Source organism: Pseudomonas sp. PDM19, assembly GCF_014852215.1.
In the GTDB taxonomy this organism is placed as follows: domain Bacteria; phylum Pseudomonadota; class Gammaproteobacteria; order Pseudomonadales; family Pseudomonadaceae; genus Pseudomonas.
Map to the genome: position 1 here is coordinate 1261752 of NZ_JACVBG010000002.1, position 12587 is coordinate 1274338.

14 protein-coding genes and 4 tRNA genes are annotated in these 12587 nt (G+C 64.1%); 11 read left to right on the forward strand and 7 right to left on the reverse strand.

Annotated elements, in window-relative coordinates:
- Positions 1–13: 13 nt before the first annotated feature.
- Positions 14–784: a DODA-type extradiol aromatic ring-opening family dioxygenase gene (locus tag IB273_RS14275; RefSeq protein WP_192224325.1), complete on the reverse strand. Its 771-nt coding sequence runs from the start codon at positions 782–784 to the stop codon at positions 14–16.
- 253 nt (positions 785–1037) lie between these two features.
- Between IB273_RS14275 and IB273_RS14280 the strand changes: the two genes are divergently transcribed.
- Both IB273_RS14280 and IB273_RS14285 read left to right on the forward strand, forming a co-directional pair.
- Positions 1038–1232, forward strand: a complete 195-nt coding sequence (locus IB273_RS14280; protein ID WP_081518631.1) for a hypothetical protein — start codon at positions 1038–1040, stop codon at positions 1230–1232.
- An 11-nt stretch (positions 1233–1243) separates the two neighbouring features.
- The gene (locus tag IB273_RS14285; protein WP_192224326.1) at positions 1244–1900 is read left to right on the forward strand and encodes a thiopurine S-methyltransferase; all 657 of its coding nucleotides are present in this window, start codon (positions 1244–1246) and stop codon (positions 1898–1900) included.
- A 54-nt stretch (positions 1901–1954) separates the two neighbouring features.
- Here the strand turns inward: IB273_RS14285 and htpX are convergent, their stop codons facing one another.
- The 3 genes from htpX to IB273_RS14300 form a co-directional block, all read right to left on the reverse strand.
- Complete coding sequence (gene htpX, locus IB273_RS14290) at positions 1955–2830, reverse strand: protease HtpX (protein WP_081518629.1); 876 nt, start codon at positions 2828–2830, stop codon at positions 1955–1957.
- Between the two features lie 172 nt (positions 2831–3002).
- The gene (locus IB273_RS14295; protein ID WP_081518628.1) at positions 3003–3443 is read right to left on the reverse strand and encodes a hypothetical protein; all 441 of its coding nucleotides are present in this window, start codon (positions 3441–3443) and stop codon (positions 3003–3005) included.
- A 28-nt stretch (positions 3444–3471) separates the two neighbouring features.
- Entirely contained in the window at positions 3472–4683 is a 1212-nt protein-coding gene (locus tag IB273_RS14300) for a pyridoxal phosphate-dependent aminotransferase (RefSeq protein ID WP_192224327.1), read from the reverse strand.
- Between the two features lie 291 nt (positions 4684–4974).
- Between IB273_RS14300 and msrB the strand changes: the two genes are divergently transcribed.
- The 3 genes from msrB (at position 4975) to IB273_RS14315 (ending at position 6484) form a co-directional block, all read left to right on the forward strand.
- The gene (gene msrB / locus IB273_RS14305; RefSeq protein ID WP_081518626.1) at positions 4975–5370 is read left to right on the forward strand and encodes a peptide-methionine (R)-S-oxide reductase MsrB; all 396 of its coding nucleotides are present in this window, start codon (positions 4975–4977) and stop codon (positions 5368–5370) included.
- 161 nt (positions 5371–5531) lie between these two features.
- Positions 5532–6014, forward strand: coding sequence for a glutathione peroxidase (locus IB273_RS14310; RefSeq protein WP_081518625.1), 483 nt, complete (start codon positions 5532–5534; stop codon positions 6012–6014).
- A complete protein-coding gene (locus IB273_RS14315) occupies positions 6014–6484 on the forward strand; it encodes a MarR family winged helix-turn-helix transcriptional regulator (protein WP_151187692.1) in 471 nt (156 codons plus the stop codon). The genes IB273_RS14310 and IB273_RS14315 overlap by 1 nt, the downstream gene beginning before the upstream one ends.
- Position 6485: 1 nt before the next feature.
- On the opposite strand, the gene IB273_RS14320 is transcribed toward IB273_RS14315, so the two are convergent.
- Positions 6486–8867: an ATP-binding protein gene (locus IB273_RS14320; RefSeq protein ID WP_412548076.1), complete on the reverse strand. Its 2382-nt coding sequence runs from the start codon at positions 8865–8867 to the stop codon at positions 6486–6488.
- Between the two features lie 94 nt (positions 8868–8961).
- Here IB273_RS14320 and IB273_RS14325 point away from each other — a divergent pair, with 94 nt between their 5' ends.
- Together IB273_RS14325 and IB273_RS14330 are read left to right on the forward strand one after the other, a co-directional pair.
- Positions 8962–9858, forward strand: a complete 897-nt coding sequence (locus IB273_RS14325) for an ATP-binding protein (RefSeq protein ID WP_081518622.1) — start codon at positions 8962–8964, stop codon at positions 9856–9858.
- Positions 9855–10337, forward strand: coding sequence for a GAF domain-containing protein (locus IB273_RS14330; protein WP_192224329.1), 483 nt, complete (start codon positions 9855–9857; stop codon positions 10335–10337). Before IB273_RS14325 ends, IB273_RS14330 begins: the two co-directional genes overlap by 4 nt.
- A 59-nt stretch (positions 10338–10396) precedes the next feature.
- On the opposite strand, the gene IB273_RS14335 is transcribed toward IB273_RS14330, so the two are convergent.
- Together IB273_RS14335 and IB273_RS14340 are read right to left on the reverse strand one after the other, a co-directional pair.
- Complete coding sequence (locus IB273_RS14335; protein WP_081518620.1) at positions 10397–11059, reverse strand: glutathione S-transferase family protein; 663 nt, start codon at positions 11057–11059, stop codon at positions 10397–10399.
- Positions 11060–11107: 48 nt separating this feature from the next.
- Positions 11108–11878, reverse strand: a complete 771-nt coding sequence (locus IB273_RS14340) for a hypothetical protein (protein ID WP_081518619.1) — start codon at positions 11876–11878, stop codon at positions 11108–11110.
- A gap of 215 nt (positions 11879–12093) precedes the next feature.
- Between IB273_RS14340 and IB273_RS14345 the strand changes: the two genes are divergently transcribed.
- From IB273_RS14345 to IB273_RS14360, 4 genes are all read left to right on the forward strand, one after another.
- A tRNA-Glu gene (locus tag IB273_RS14345) sits at positions 12094–12169 on the forward strand.
- A 2-nt stretch (positions 12170–12171) separates the two neighbouring features.
- Positions 12172–12247 (forward strand) — tRNA-Gly (locus tag IB273_RS14350).
- 84 nt (positions 12248–12331) lie between these two features.
- Positions 12332–12407 (forward strand) — tRNA-Gly (locus IB273_RS14355).
- A 74-nt stretch (positions 12408–12481) separates the two neighbouring features.
- A tRNA-Gly gene (locus tag IB273_RS14360) sits at positions 12482–12557 on the forward strand.
- Positions 12558–12587: the final 30 nt, after the last annotated feature.

Consider the following 12587-nt stretch of genomic DNA (forward strand, 5'->3'; position numbering starts at 1 on the left):
AGGGGTGGCAGCTTCAGCCGAAGCGATAGATATCCATTCCCAGCGCGCCGAGGGTGAAGCCGGCGTGCTCCACCGTCATCGCCGAGCCGCCGGCGCCACGGGCGAAGTACAGCGGCAACAGGTGCTCGTCGCGCGGGTGGTTGCGCGCTGCGTGCGGCGCCTGCTGGCGGTAGTCGAACAGGGCGGCTTCGTCATCGGCTTCCAGATGCTGCACCATCCAGTCGCGGAAGACCTTGGCCCAGGGCGTGATGACTTCCGGTCCGGCGTGCCAGTCCAGTTCGCCCAGATTGTGGGTGATGCTGCCCGAACCGATCAGCAGGATGCCTTCCTCGCTCAGCGCACGCAGGGCTGCGCCGATGCGGTGCTGCATGGTTGCGCCGAGACGGCTGGGCAGGGAAAGCTGGACGACGGGGATATCGGCGGCCGGGTACATCAGGCTCAGCGGCACCCAGGTGCCGTGGTCCAGCGGGCGCTCGGCATCGAGGGTGGCCGGCAGGCCGTCCTCGGCCAGCAACTCGACGACGCGCTGGGCCAACTCCGGCGAGCCGGCGGCCGGGTACTGCACGGCATAGAGCTCGGGCGGGAAGCCGTAGAAGTCGTGCCAGGTGTCCGGCCTGGCGGATGCGGTCACGCGCAGGTCGGGGGTTTCCCAGTGGGCGGAGACCACCAGGATGGCTTTCGGGCGTGGCAGCTCGCGGGCCAGGCGCTTCAGGGGCGCATCGCTGGCGCCGGGGTCCAGGGCCAGCATGGGGGAGCCGTGGGAGATGAACAGGGCAGGGAGCATGGCGAACCTCGCTACTTGAATGGCTCTATGTTCACGCGGGTAAAGATCGAAATCCAGTATAGGTTTTTGACAGTAATGATCGGTATGTCCGATTGTTCTGCTCGTGCTCATTCCCTTGAAATGCATCGCTGTGGAAGTGCCAACTCGGTTGCAGAGTCAGGGGGGGAATCGCCACAGAGCGCTTTGGCAGGATGTCAGTCGGACGATGCGTTAGAGTTTGCGGAAATTTCCGAAGCGAATGGCGAATTCGGCTATGCAGCAAGTTGAGCAAGTCCTGGAGCTCGAGATCGGCGACTGCCTCCGCCTGGAGGACGGCACCGAGATCTGTGTGCAGCGGGTCCGTGGTGGCCAGGTGCGGCTGAAGATCCTCGAAGCCGGGGAGAGACAGCGCGAGCGGCGCGGCGCCTGGTGGCGCTGGCTGCTGCCGCGCTCGATGCGCAGTGTTTGAACAGGTGACCTATGCAGCATGAATTCTGGCAGTCGCGCTGGGCGCGCAATGAAATCGGCTTCCACCAGCAATCGGTGAACCCCGGTCTGCAACGGCACTGGCCGAACCTGGAGTTGCCCGAGGAGTCGCAGGTACTGGTGCCGCTGTGTGGCAAGAGCCTGGACATGCTCTGGCTGGCGCAATGGGGTTACCGCGTGCTGGGTGTCGAGTTGGCTGAACGGGCTGCCGTCGACTTCTTCGCCGAGTTGGGCGTCACGCCGCAGATCACCGGGGAAGGCGCGCTACGCCGTTACAGCTACGAGCGCCTGGAGATTCTCCAGGGGGACTTCTTCGACGTCACGGCCGAGCAGGTGGCCGGCTGCAGCGCCCTTTACGACCGCGCGGCGCTGATCGCTCTGCCGCCGGATCTGCGTGCCGATTATGCGGCGCACCTGCAGCGCATCCTGCCGCAACAGGCGCGCGGGCTGGTGGTCAGCCTGGAATACCCCCAGACCGAGATGGATGGTCCGCCGTTCGCCGTGCTGGCAGATGAAGTGCGCGGGCTCTTCGTTGAGGGCTGGGAAGTGGAGGAGGTGGAACGCCTGGACGTGCTGGCGGAAAACCCGAAGTTCCTCAAGCGCGGCGTCAGCCACCTGGGCGAAGTGGTGTTCGCGCTGCGTCGTGGCTGAATCGACGACATGAAAAAGGCGACCCTAGGGTCGCCTTTTTTATCGCTCCGGAACTCAGCGGCCAGCGGCGCGCAGGGCTTCGATGCGGTCTTCCAGCGGCGGGTGGCTCATGAACAGGCCGGCGAGGCCGTGCTTGAGGTTGCCGTTGATGCCGAAGGCCTGCAGCGTGTCGGGCATCTGCACTGGCACACCCTGTTCGGCGCGCAGGCGTTGCAGGGCGGCGATCATCGCGCCGGTGCTGGCCAGGCGGGCGCCGGCCTCGTCCGCGCGGTATTCGCGTTTGCGCGAGAACCACATGACGATGATGCTGGCGAGGATGCCCAGGACCAGTTCGGCGAAGATGGTCGCGACGAAGTAGCCGATGCCCGGGCCGTCTTCGTTCTTCAGGATCGCCTTGTCGACGAAGTTGCCGAAGATGCGTGCGAAGAACATCACGAAGGTGTTCACCACGCCCTGGATCAACGCCAGGGTGACCATGTCGCCGTTGGCCACGTGGCCGATCTCGTGGGCCAGCACGGCTTTCACTTCTTCGGGGGAGAAGCGCTCGAGCAGGCCCTGGCTGACTGCGACCAGTGCGTCGTTACGGTTCCAGCCGGTGGCGAAGGCGTTGGCCTCGTAGGCAGGGAAGATGCCGACTTCCGGCATCTTGATGCCGGCCTCGCGGGACAGTTCTTCCACGGTCTGCAGCAGCCACTGTTCGTGGCGGGTGCGCGGCTGGCTGATGATCTCGGTGCCGGTGCTCATCTTCGCCATCCACTTGGAGATGAACAGCGAAACCAGGGAGCCGGCGAAGCCGAAGACGGCGCAGAAAATCAGAAGGCTACCGTAATTCTGGCCGGTGAAACGGTCCACGCCGAGCAGTTTCAGGGTGATGCTGGCGATCACCAGAACAGCCAGGTTGGTGGCCAGGAACAACAGGATGCGCATCATGGCGTAAAGCTTCTCCTCACGGTGACATTGGCGAAAACCGCAGTGGGGCGCGGCTTTCCGGATCGCCGGGCACAGGCAGGCACGGGATCGCTGAATAGTATGCGGGGTATATACGGTTGGCCCCCAGGCGATTCAACTCGGGGACTATTTCAACTTGTGTCGCCTGCCCGTATTACGGGCGCCCCGGGTCGCTCTCGAAGAGTAGTCGGGTCAGCCGCGCGATGCGTTCTCCGTGCCGGGCGGCCAGTGCCTCGCGCAACTGGTTGGCCAGCGTGGCCTGGTCGCGGCGCACGCTGGGCGGCAGTTCCTCGCCGTCGCGCACGGCGTGGGGGACGATGCGGGTCAGGCGCATGAAGGCCTTTTCGCTGAGCACTGCCTGGTCCAGAGCTTCGTAACGGATGGTGGCTTCGAAGCGCAGATAGCCTTCATCGGCCAGCCACAGCAGCGCACCCAGGCAACTCTGGTGGCGGGTGCTGGGCAGGCCGAACTCGTCGGGCTCTTCCCGGCCGATCAGGTCCTCGACATAGAGGGCGATTTTGCGCGGGAAGGCCTGGTAGAGGGTCAGCAGGCCGGAAGCGGCATCCTTGTAGAAGTCGTCGATCTGCAGGTCCATTTATGCGCTGGGCTTCACTGGCGATGAGTTATTGGCGATAGGTTTTCAGGAAGTTGCCGATGCGTCCGATGGCCTGTTCCAGGTCATCGACACGCGGCAGGGTAACCACCCTGAAGTGATCCGGCCAGGGCCAGTTGAAAGCGGTGCCCTGAACGATGAGCAACTTCTCGGAAAGCAGCAGGTCGAGAACGAATTTCTCGTCGTTGTGGATCGGGCAGACTTTCGGATCGATGCGCGGGAAGGCATAGAGCGCGCCCATGGGCTTCACGCAGCTGACGCCGGGAATGTCGTTGAGCAGTTCCCAGGCGCGGTTGCGCTGTTCCAGCAGGCGCCCACCCGGAAGGACCAGGTCGTTGATGCTCTGGTAGCCGCCCAGGGCGGTCTGGATGGCGTGCTGGCTCGGCACGTTGGCGCACAGGCGCATGTTGGCCAGGATATCCAGGCCTTCGATGTAGCTCTGCGCCTTGTGTTTCGGGCCGGAAATGGCGATCCAGCCGGAGCGGAATCCGGCCACGCGGTAGGACTTGGACAGGCCGTTGAAGGTCAGGCAGAGCACGTCCGGCGCTAGGGAGGCGGTGGAGATGTGCTGGGCCTCGTCGTAGAGGATCTTGTCGTAGATCTCGTCGGAGAAGATCACCAGGTTGTGCTGGCGCGCCAGTTCGACGATGTCCAGCAGCACTTCCCTGGAGTAGACCGCGCCGGTGGGGTTGTTCGGGTTGATCAGCACCAGGGCCTTGGTGTTGCTGGTGATCTTCGCCTTCATGTCGGTGACGTCGGGGAACCAGCCGGCCTGCTCGTCGCACAGGTAGTGCACCGGCTTGCCGCCGGAGAGCGCGACGGAGGCGGTCCACAGCGGGTAGTCGGGCGCCGGGATCAGCACCTCGTCACCGTTGTTGAGCAGCGCCTGCAGGGCCATGACGATCAGCTCGGACACGCCGTTGCCCAGGTAGATGTCCTCGATGCCGACGCCTTCCACCTGCTTCTGCTGGTAGTACTGCATCACCGCCTTGCGCGCGCTGAACAGGCCCTTGGAGTCGCTGTAGCCCTGGGCGGTGGGCAGGTTGCGGATGACGTCCTGGAGGATTTCGTCCGGCGCCTCGAAACCGAACGGCGCCGGGTTGCCGATGTTCAGCTTGAGGATGCGGTGGCCTTCCTCTTCCAGGCGTTTGGCGTGCTTGAGCACGGGCCCGCGAATGTCGTAGCAGACGTTGGCGAGCTTGTTCGATTTGGTGACCTGCATGATCTGGGATTCCGAAATAGTCCGCGGCCGGCGACTTGGCAGGCTGTAACGCGGGTGACAGACTGGCGTCAAATGATCGGTTCGGAAGTGCTTTTCCCTGGTGTCGACCCTGAAAATCGACAGGAAAACAGTGGAATTCTCGAAAAATTAGAGTTTTTAAGGCTTTTATATCGCGAGAATGTCTCTGTGCGGCAGATTCTGAACCTGACGTTAACCACGCGCATCATACGTGCGGCCCGATTCCCGGAAAAGGAGGCATCGGGCATTTTTTCCATTAATGGAGGCAGATCGATGGAAAAGCTGGAAAAGCCCCTGGATTCCTGGCGTGACGAACTCACCGACGAGCAGTTCCATGTCTGCCGCCTGGGCGGCACCGAACGCGCCTTCACCGGTGAGTACCACGACACCAAGACGCCCGGTATCTACCACTGCGTGTGCTGCGGCACCGCGCTGTTCGACTCCGACGCCAAATATGATTCGGGCAGCGGCTGGCCGAGCTACTTCCAGCCGGTGAACGGCGAGGTGGTCAAAGAACTGGAAGACTTCAGCCACGGCATGCACCGCATCGAAGTGCGCTGCGGCAAGTGCGATGCGCACCTGGGCCATGTCTTCCCTGATGGACCGCGGCCGACCGGGCTGCGCTACTGCATCAACTCGGCATCCTTGAAGCTGGTGCCCAAGGAATGACCCCAAGGCCCGCCACCGAGCGGGCCTTTTCTTTTGGGCGTTCACCTGTCGGAAGCTAGATTCCTCGCTATTTCATCGGGTGATTCGTGATCAATTGAATTGCGCGCAATTTAATTGATCACTATTCTTGGGGTTCCCACTTTCCGCCGGAGCCAGGCCCGATGAGCGATGCATTGCTGAACATTCCCGTGACCACCATCAAGGGCGAACAGAAGACCCTCGCCGACTTCGGCGGCAAGGCCCTGCTGGTGGTGAACACCGCCAGCCAGTGCGGCTTCACCCCGCAGTACAAGGGGCTGGAAAAGCTCTGGAAGCAGTACAAGGACAAGGGCCTGGTAGTGCTCGGCTTCCCCTGCAACCAGTTCGGCAAGCAGGAGCCGGGCAACGAAGGGGAGATCACCCAGTTCTGCGAGCTGAACTTCGGCGTGAGCTTCCCGCTGTTCAAGAAGATCGACGTCAACGGCGCCGAGGCCCACCCGCTCTATGTACAACTGAAGAAGCGCGCTCCCGGCCTGCTGGGTAGCCAGGGCATCAAGTGGAACTTCACCAAGTTCCTGATCGGCCAGGACGGCCAGTTGGTCAAGCGTTTCGCCCCGACCACCAAGCCCGAGCAACTGTCCGCCGAGATCGAAGCGCTGCTGTGATGAAAGACGCTGTATCCCTGCCGGCCGAACTGCAGCTGGACAACCAGCTGTGCTTCCGCCTGTACGCCGTGTCCCGCGCGGTGATCCGTGGCTACCGGCCGATGCTCGAGGCGCTCGGCCTGACCTATCCGCAGTACCTGGCCATGCTGGTGCTCTGGGAGTGGCAGGCCGAACCCCCGCAGCAGCCGTCGGTAAAGGCGCTCGGCGAGCGCCTGACGCTCGACTCCGGCACCCTCACGCCGCTGCTGAAGCGCCTCGAGCAGCTGGGCCTGGTGCTGCGCCGCCGTGCGCAGCATGACGAGCGTGAAGTGCACCTGGGGCTGACCGCGGAAGGGGTGGCATTACGCGAGAAGGTGCTGCCGCTGCGAGAGGAGTTGCTCTGCCGCAGCGGCATCGACCTGAGCGTCACCGACGGCCTGCGCGAGCAGCTGGACAGCCTGCTGCTGCAGTTGTCGAAGCTGGACGCCTGACTCAGCCGCGCGGCTGTGGCCCGGCCCAGCGTTCGAGAATGGCCGCCAGCTCGTCGCGGTGGAAGGGCTTGGCCAGGTAGTCGTCCATGCCGGCAGCGCGGCAGCGTTCGCGCTCCTCCGGCAGGGCGTTGGCGGTCAGGGCAACTACCGGCAAGTCCGGCCAGCGGCCACTCTCGCGGATTTCGCGGGTGGCCTGGTAGCCGTCCATCACCGGCATGTTGCAATCCATCAGCACCAGGTCGAACTCGGCACCCTCGAGCTGCTTCAGCGCCTCCTCGCCGTTGATCGCGATGCCCACCTGGCAGCCCAGCTTCTGCAGCAGGCCGCGTGCGACCAACTGGTTGACGGGGTTGTCTTCCACCAGCAGCACGCGGGCGGAGAACTGCTCCTGTGAGGTGGCGCCAGTCGCCTTGGATGAGGGTGGCGGCTGGTGCTCGAAGGCCTGTTTCAGCGCCTGGTAGAGCACCGCGCGGGACATTGGTCGCGCCAACTGCCGCAGCGGGGCGAGGCGCTGTGCCAGTTCGGGTTCGAGGAAGTTGCCGTAGGCCGTGACCAACAGCACCGGCTTGGCGACGTTCTGGCGCAGCACGACGAGGCAATCCGGGCAGTCCGAGAGCAGTGCGTCCAGCTCCACGCCGGCGAGGCTTTCGTCGATGTCCAGGCGCTGGTAGTCCACACCCCATTCTGCCAGCCAGTTCTGCAGCAGCGCGGCGAGCCCGCTGCTGGCGGCACATTGCACGATGAGCTTGCCGCTAAGCTTCGCCAGCGGTTGCGCCGGCTCCAAAGTCTGCAGGGGCAGGGTGACGATGAATTCGCTGCCCAGGCCCGGCTCGGAAGTGACGCTAAGCTCGCCCTTCATTGCCTCGCAGAGCTTGCGCGTCAGTGCCAGGCCCAGCCCGGTGCCGCCGTACTGGCGGGCGATGCCGGCGTCAGCCTGGGTGAAGGGCTGGAATATCTTCTGCAAGGCCTCGGGCGCCACGCCGATGCCGGTGTCGCGCACGCTGATGCGGACGCCTTGCTGCAGGGATTCGGCTCCCAGCGGCTCGACGCGCACGTCGACGCGGCCGAAGCGGGTGAACTTGAGGGCGTTGGACAGCAGGTTGCTGACCACCTGGCGCACCCGCGTCGGGTCGCCGGAGAGTTGCGCCGGCAGTTGCGGGCTGATCAGGCAGGTGAGCTCCACGGCAGGGCCGGCGTTCTGCGACAGCAGGCTGGCGGTGTCTTCCACCAGGGTGCCGAGGTCGAAGGGAATCTGCTCCAGCTGCAGTTGGCCGGCCTCGAACTTGGAGAGGTCGAGCACGTCGTTGAGCAGTTCCACCAGTACCTTGCCCGAGTCATGGGCGATGGACAGCTGCTGGTGCTGTTCGGCGGTCAGCGGGCCATCCAGCGCCAGGCCGAGCATGCCCAGCAGGCCGTTGAGCGGGGTGCGGATCTCGTGGCTCATGTTGGCCAGGAAGTTGCCGCGCGCCTGGGCCATGGCCAGGGCGGTCTGCCGCGCCTGTTCCAGTTCCTGGTTGGACAGCGTCAGGCGTGCGTTGGCCGCCTTCAGTTCAGCGGTACGCGCGGCGACGATGCTTTCCAGTTCTTCCAGGTACTGGGTCAGGCGGTCTTCGGCTTCGCGGCGCTGTTCCATCTCCACCGAGATGCGATTGAGCTGGCGGTTGGTGACCTCCACCAGCACGCCGATCTCGTCGCGCTCGTGCCCGCGCGGGCAAGGCAGACGCAGGCGCGAGGGTGAGCGCGGGTCGTGGCGGGAGAGGGCGTCGATCAGGCTCACCAGCGGCTTGGTCAGCAACGCATAGAAGAGCACCAGCAGGATCAGCGAGAGCATCAGGCTGCGCACGAAGCCGGAGAGGAAGGTCATCCCGGCGCGGCGCAGGAAGTCGTTGCCGAAGACGAAGGTGTCGATCTCCAGGCGCAGCACGCCGAGGGATTCTGCCGGTGCGTGCTCGACGAACAGCGGTTCCTCGTAGGAGCGCTGCTCGCCGAAGAGGAAGTCGCTGAGGCCGCGCAGGTGGCTTTGGGCCGGCGGCCGGTCGGCGCTGGCCAGGGGCACGTTGGCGTTGTCGATGATCTCGGCGCGGATCACCGCGGGCGAACGCAGCAGGCCCACGACCAGTTCCTGGGCCAGCTCGGCGTCGATGTTGTAGGCAATGCGCGCGGCGGGGTTGTGGCTGACGTCCAGCAGGGCGCGCACTTCGCGGTTGATGGAGGCGTCCTGGCTGGCATAATCGACGCCTACCTGGATGAGGCTGAGCAAGGTGCCCAGGATGAACGCCACCAGCACCGTCAGGCTGGCCTGCTTGAACGAGAGGCGATGTGTGAGCGCAATATCCATGGTTGCGGAGCGTCGCCTCGCAGAAGCTTTCCTGCGGCGTAGCATAGCCCATCGGAACCGTCTGTCGGGATAGCCCGAAGGCGAAGAAATTCCCGAGCATGCGCCCGGAGATTTTCCCCTGTAGAGCCTGGAGACTCACGTGGATTCCCGTCTGAACGATTTTCTCGCCCGCGCCGAAACGCTGATGGCGCGCCTGGAACCGTTGCTGCCCGCGGTCCGCGAAACAGTGGATTGGCAGCACAGCCTGGCGGCGCGCTGGCACCGTGACGGCCGCAGCGGCTACCTGCAGCCGCTGAAGGTCAGCCTCGACCTGCGCCTGGCCGACCTGCTGGGTGTCGACCGGCAGCGCGAGCAACTGGCGCGCAACACGCGGCAATTCGTGGCCGGCCAGCCGGCCAACCACGCGTTGCTGTGGGGCGCCCGCGGCACCGGCAAATCCTCACTGGTGCGCGCGCTGCTGGCGGAACTGGCCGGCGAGGGGCTGCGCCTGATCGAGATCGAGCGCGATCACCTGGCCGACCTGCCGCGCGTGGTCGAGCTGATCCAGGGGCTGCCGCAGCGCTTCGTGCTGTTCTGCGACGACCTGTCGTTCGATGCGGGCGAGGGCGATTTCCGTGTCCTCAAGAGCGTACTCGACGGCTCGCTGGAGCAGGCCCCGGACAACGTGCTGCTCTACGCCACTTCGAACCGGCGCCATCTGGTATCGGAAAAACAGAGCGACAACGAGAACTGGAAGATGGTCGACGGCGAGTTGCACCCCAACGAAGCCGTCGAAGACAAGATCGCCCTGTCCGACCGCTTCGGCCTGTGGTTGTCCTTCTATCCCTTCACCCAGGAGCACTTCCTCAGTGTGGTGCGCCACTGGATTGAGGTGCTCGCGCAGAAGTCCGGGCTCGCCGCCTGGGCCTGGGACGAGGAACTGGAGAAGGAAGCCATCCGCTGGGCGCTCGGACGCGGCAACCGTAATGGCCGCTGTGCCTATCAATTCGCCCGCTACTGGGTGGGCCGACAATTGCTGGAAGGAGACACCCCATGATCGATCTGCAACAGGCCGGCGCCGGCCTTGGCGGCTACGCGCTGCTGGCCGCCCAGGCGGAGTCGCTGTTCGCCGATGAGCGCGACTTCATTGCCAACGCCTCGCAGTTTTCCGCGTTCCTGTTCAATGAGTTGCCGGACCTGAACTGGGCCGGCTTCTACCTGAACCGCAAAGAAGAGCTGGTGCTTGGCCCGTTCCAGGGCAAGGTCGCCTGCGTGCGCATTCCGTTCAGCAAGGGCGTGTGCGGCGCTGCGGCACGTACCCGTGAAACCCAGCGTGTGGAAGACGTGCATGCCTTCCCCGGCCACATCGCCTGCGACAGCGCCTCCAACAGCGAGCTCGTGGTGCCGCTGGTGAAGGACGGTCGCCTGATCGGCGTGCTGGACCTGGACAGCCCGTCGGTCGGCCGTTTCAGTGCAGAGGATCAGGCCGGTATCGAGCGCCTGGTGGAGATTTTCCTGCGCCTTTCCGACTGCTGATGGTTCGCCGATAACAAAAAGCCCCGCTTAGGCGGGGCTTTTTCATGGCCGGCGCCGCTTCAGCGCTTGGCCATGATCTTGGCGATGATCTGCAGCTCGCCCTGGACGATCTCGGCCAGGGCAGGGCGGGCCAGGGTGCGCTCGAAGTGCGCGGCCAGCTTCGGCCAGCGCTGGGCGTCCAGTTCTTCCTCGCCGTGACGCAGGTTCACCAGCTGGCAGGCGATGGCGATGTCGGCGAGGCTGAAGCGGTCATCGACGAACCACTGCTGTTCGCCCAGGCACTTCTCCAGGTAATCGAAGTGCTCCGGGAGCTTCTCCTGCATGGCGCCTTTTACCGCCACTTCATCGCAGACCTTGCCCATCAGTGGCTTGAGCAGACGGTTGCGGAACACGGTGAAGGTAGTCAGCGGTGCCAGCTCGTAGTCGGCGTATTTTTCCAGCCAGTTGATCCGCGCGCGGGATTCGGCGCTTGTGCCGCACAGCGGGGTGCGCTGCGGGTCGCGGTCTTCCAGGTAGTGGCAGATGACGCTGGAGTCGGCGAGGGTGAAGTCTCCGTCGCGGATCGCCGGCACGCGGCGCAGCGGGTTCAGTTCGCGGTACCAGTCCGGCTGGTTGAACGGGTTGACGTTCTCCAGCTGGTAGTCGAAGCCTTTTTCGGCGGCGAACAGGCGGACTTTGCGGACGAAGGGGGACAGCGGGGCGCCGAAGACGACGAGGCTCATGCAAGGCTCCTGGGGCGAAGGTTGCCGGGGTTCTGATTCGACGATGGATCAGTCGTAAAGGTTCTTCTTCTTCCAGATATCGTCTTCGTCCAGCGCCTTGAGGCCGTCGCCCAGCTCGCTCGGTTCATCCGGGGCGGGCTGGGAGGTTTCCAGCACCAGGGCGTTGGCGTGGGCCAGCTGGGCTTCCATCTGCTTGAGCTGCGCCTGGTAGCGGCCGATCTCCGGCTGCTTCTGCAGGTACTGCGCGCCGCGCTCGAAGGCCAGGCGTGCCTGGCGCGGTTGGCCCTGCTGCAGCGCCTGCTGGCCGAGGTTACCGAAGAACTCTATATGGAGGAGGGTGAGCAGGTGGCGGATTTCCTTCACCCACTTCTGTGCCTCGGCGCGCGGCAGCATGTTGTCCTGGGCGCAACGGGTGAGCTGGGCATGCAGTGCTTCGAAGAGGAAGCGCACGTCCTTGGCCTTGGCCTCGGTGAGGATCGGCTGCGGCGCGTTCTTCACCGGGATGGCTTCGCCCTTGGCGACCAGGCCGCGCAGCTCGTCCATGCGCTGTTTCAGCGCGGCGTTCTGTTTATCGACGGCCAGCAGGCGTTCGCTGAGGTTCAGCTCGAAGCCGCTGAGCAGCAGCTTCAATGCCGGCGACATGAACTGGCCGGGCAGGGACTCGGAAACATCGGCGCAGCGCCGGCAGCGGTCGGACAGATCAGCCTTCAGGCGCGCCTGCTCCAGCTTGCGGTTTTCCACCAGGTGATTGATGTAGCCGATGGCGACCAGCAGGGCGATACCGACGAGAACCAGGACCGTAATGACGATTGGCGACACCGTGGAGTGCTCCGGATGTTTTTCCGCGAGTGTAATGTCTTAGTGATACTGCTGATAGCGGCAGCTCAGTTTTTACTCAGAAGTCTTTGATTTAAAAAATATTTCTCTGGAGGGTTGACGACCTAACAAAGCGTCCCTAGAATGCGCGCCACTTCGACGCGAAACGCAGAACTGCCAGAACGGCGAAGTCGGAAAGATGTTAAGTTCCGGGCCGCGTCCCCTTCGTCTAGTGGCCTAGGACACCGCCCTTTCACGGCGGTAACAGGGGTTCGAGTCCCCTAGGGGACGCCATTGCGGGAATAGCTCAGTTGGTAGAGCACGACCTTGCCAAGGTCGGGGTCGCGAGTTCGAGTCTCGTTTCCCGCTCCAGATTCTCGATCATCGCCACGGCGGTGACCGAAAGATGAAATGGCGTTACCCTTCGGCGAAAGCTGAAGGTTGCAACAAGTTGCTGCGGGAATAGCTCAGTTGGTAGAGCACGACCTTGCCAAGGTCGGGGTCGCGAGTTCGAGTCTCGTTTCCCGCTCCAAAATCGAAACGCCGTCCATCAGGACGGCGTTTTCGTTAACCTCCGGCGAAAGCTGAAGGTTACAGCAGGTTGATGCGGGAATAGCTCAGTTGGTAGAGCACGACCTTGCCAAGGTCGGGGTCGCGAGTTCGAGTCTCGTTTCCCGCTCCAGAATCGAAACGCCGCCCATCAGGGCGGCGT

What these genes read in the sequence shown, in the direction of transcription:
- msrB (WP_081518626.1), top strand. Translation starts at nt 4,975, where the DNA reads ATGGAAAAGCTGGAAAAGCCCCTGGATTCCTGGCGTGACGAACTCACC.
- IB273_RS14310 (WP_081518625.1), top strand. Translation starts at nt 5,532, where the DNA reads ATGAGCGATGCATTGCTGAACATTCCCGTGACCACCATCAAGGGCGAA.
- IB273_RS14280 (WP_081518631.1), top strand. Translation starts at nt 1,038, where the DNA reads ATGCAGCAAGTTGAGCAAGTCCTGGAGCTCGAGATCGGCGACTGCCTC.
- IB273_RS14285 (WP_192224326.1), top strand. Translation starts at nt 1,244, where the DNA reads ATGCAGCATGAATTCTGGCAGTCGCGCTGGGCGCGCAATGAAATCGGC.
- IB273_RS14275 (WP_192224325.1), bottom strand. Translation starts at nt 784, where the DNA reads ATGCTCCCTGCCCTGTTCATCTCCCACGGCTCCCCCATGCTGGCCCTG.
- IB273_RS14315 (WP_151187692.1), top strand. Translation starts at nt 6,014, where the DNA reads ATGAAAGACGCTGTATCCCTGCCGGCCGAACTGCAGCTGGACAACCAG.
- IB273_RS14320 (WP_412548076.1), bottom strand. Translation starts at nt 8,867, where the DNA reads ATGCTACGCCGCAGGAAAGCTTCTGCGAGGCGACGCTCCGCAACCATG.
- IB273_RS14330 (WP_192224329.1), top strand. Translation starts at nt 9,855, where the DNA reads ATGATCGATCTGCAACAGGCCGGCGCCGGCCTTGGCGGCTACGCGCTG.
- IB273_RS14300 (WP_192224327.1), bottom strand. Translation starts at nt 4,683, where the DNA reads ATGCAGGTCACCAAATCGAACAAGCTCGCCAACGTCTGCTACGACATT.
- htpX (WP_081518629.1), bottom strand. Translation starts at nt 2,830, where the DNA reads ATGATGCGCATCCTGTTGTTCCTGGCCACCAACCTGGCTGTTCTGGTG.
- IB273_RS14295 (WP_081518628.1), bottom strand. Translation starts at nt 3,443, where the DNA reads ATGGACCTGCAGATCGACGACTTCTACAAGGATGCCGCTTCCGGCCTG.
- IB273_RS14335 (WP_081518620.1), bottom strand. Translation starts at nt 11,059, where the DNA reads ATGAGCCTCGTCGTCTTCGGCGCCCCGCTGTCCCCCTTCGTCCGCAAA.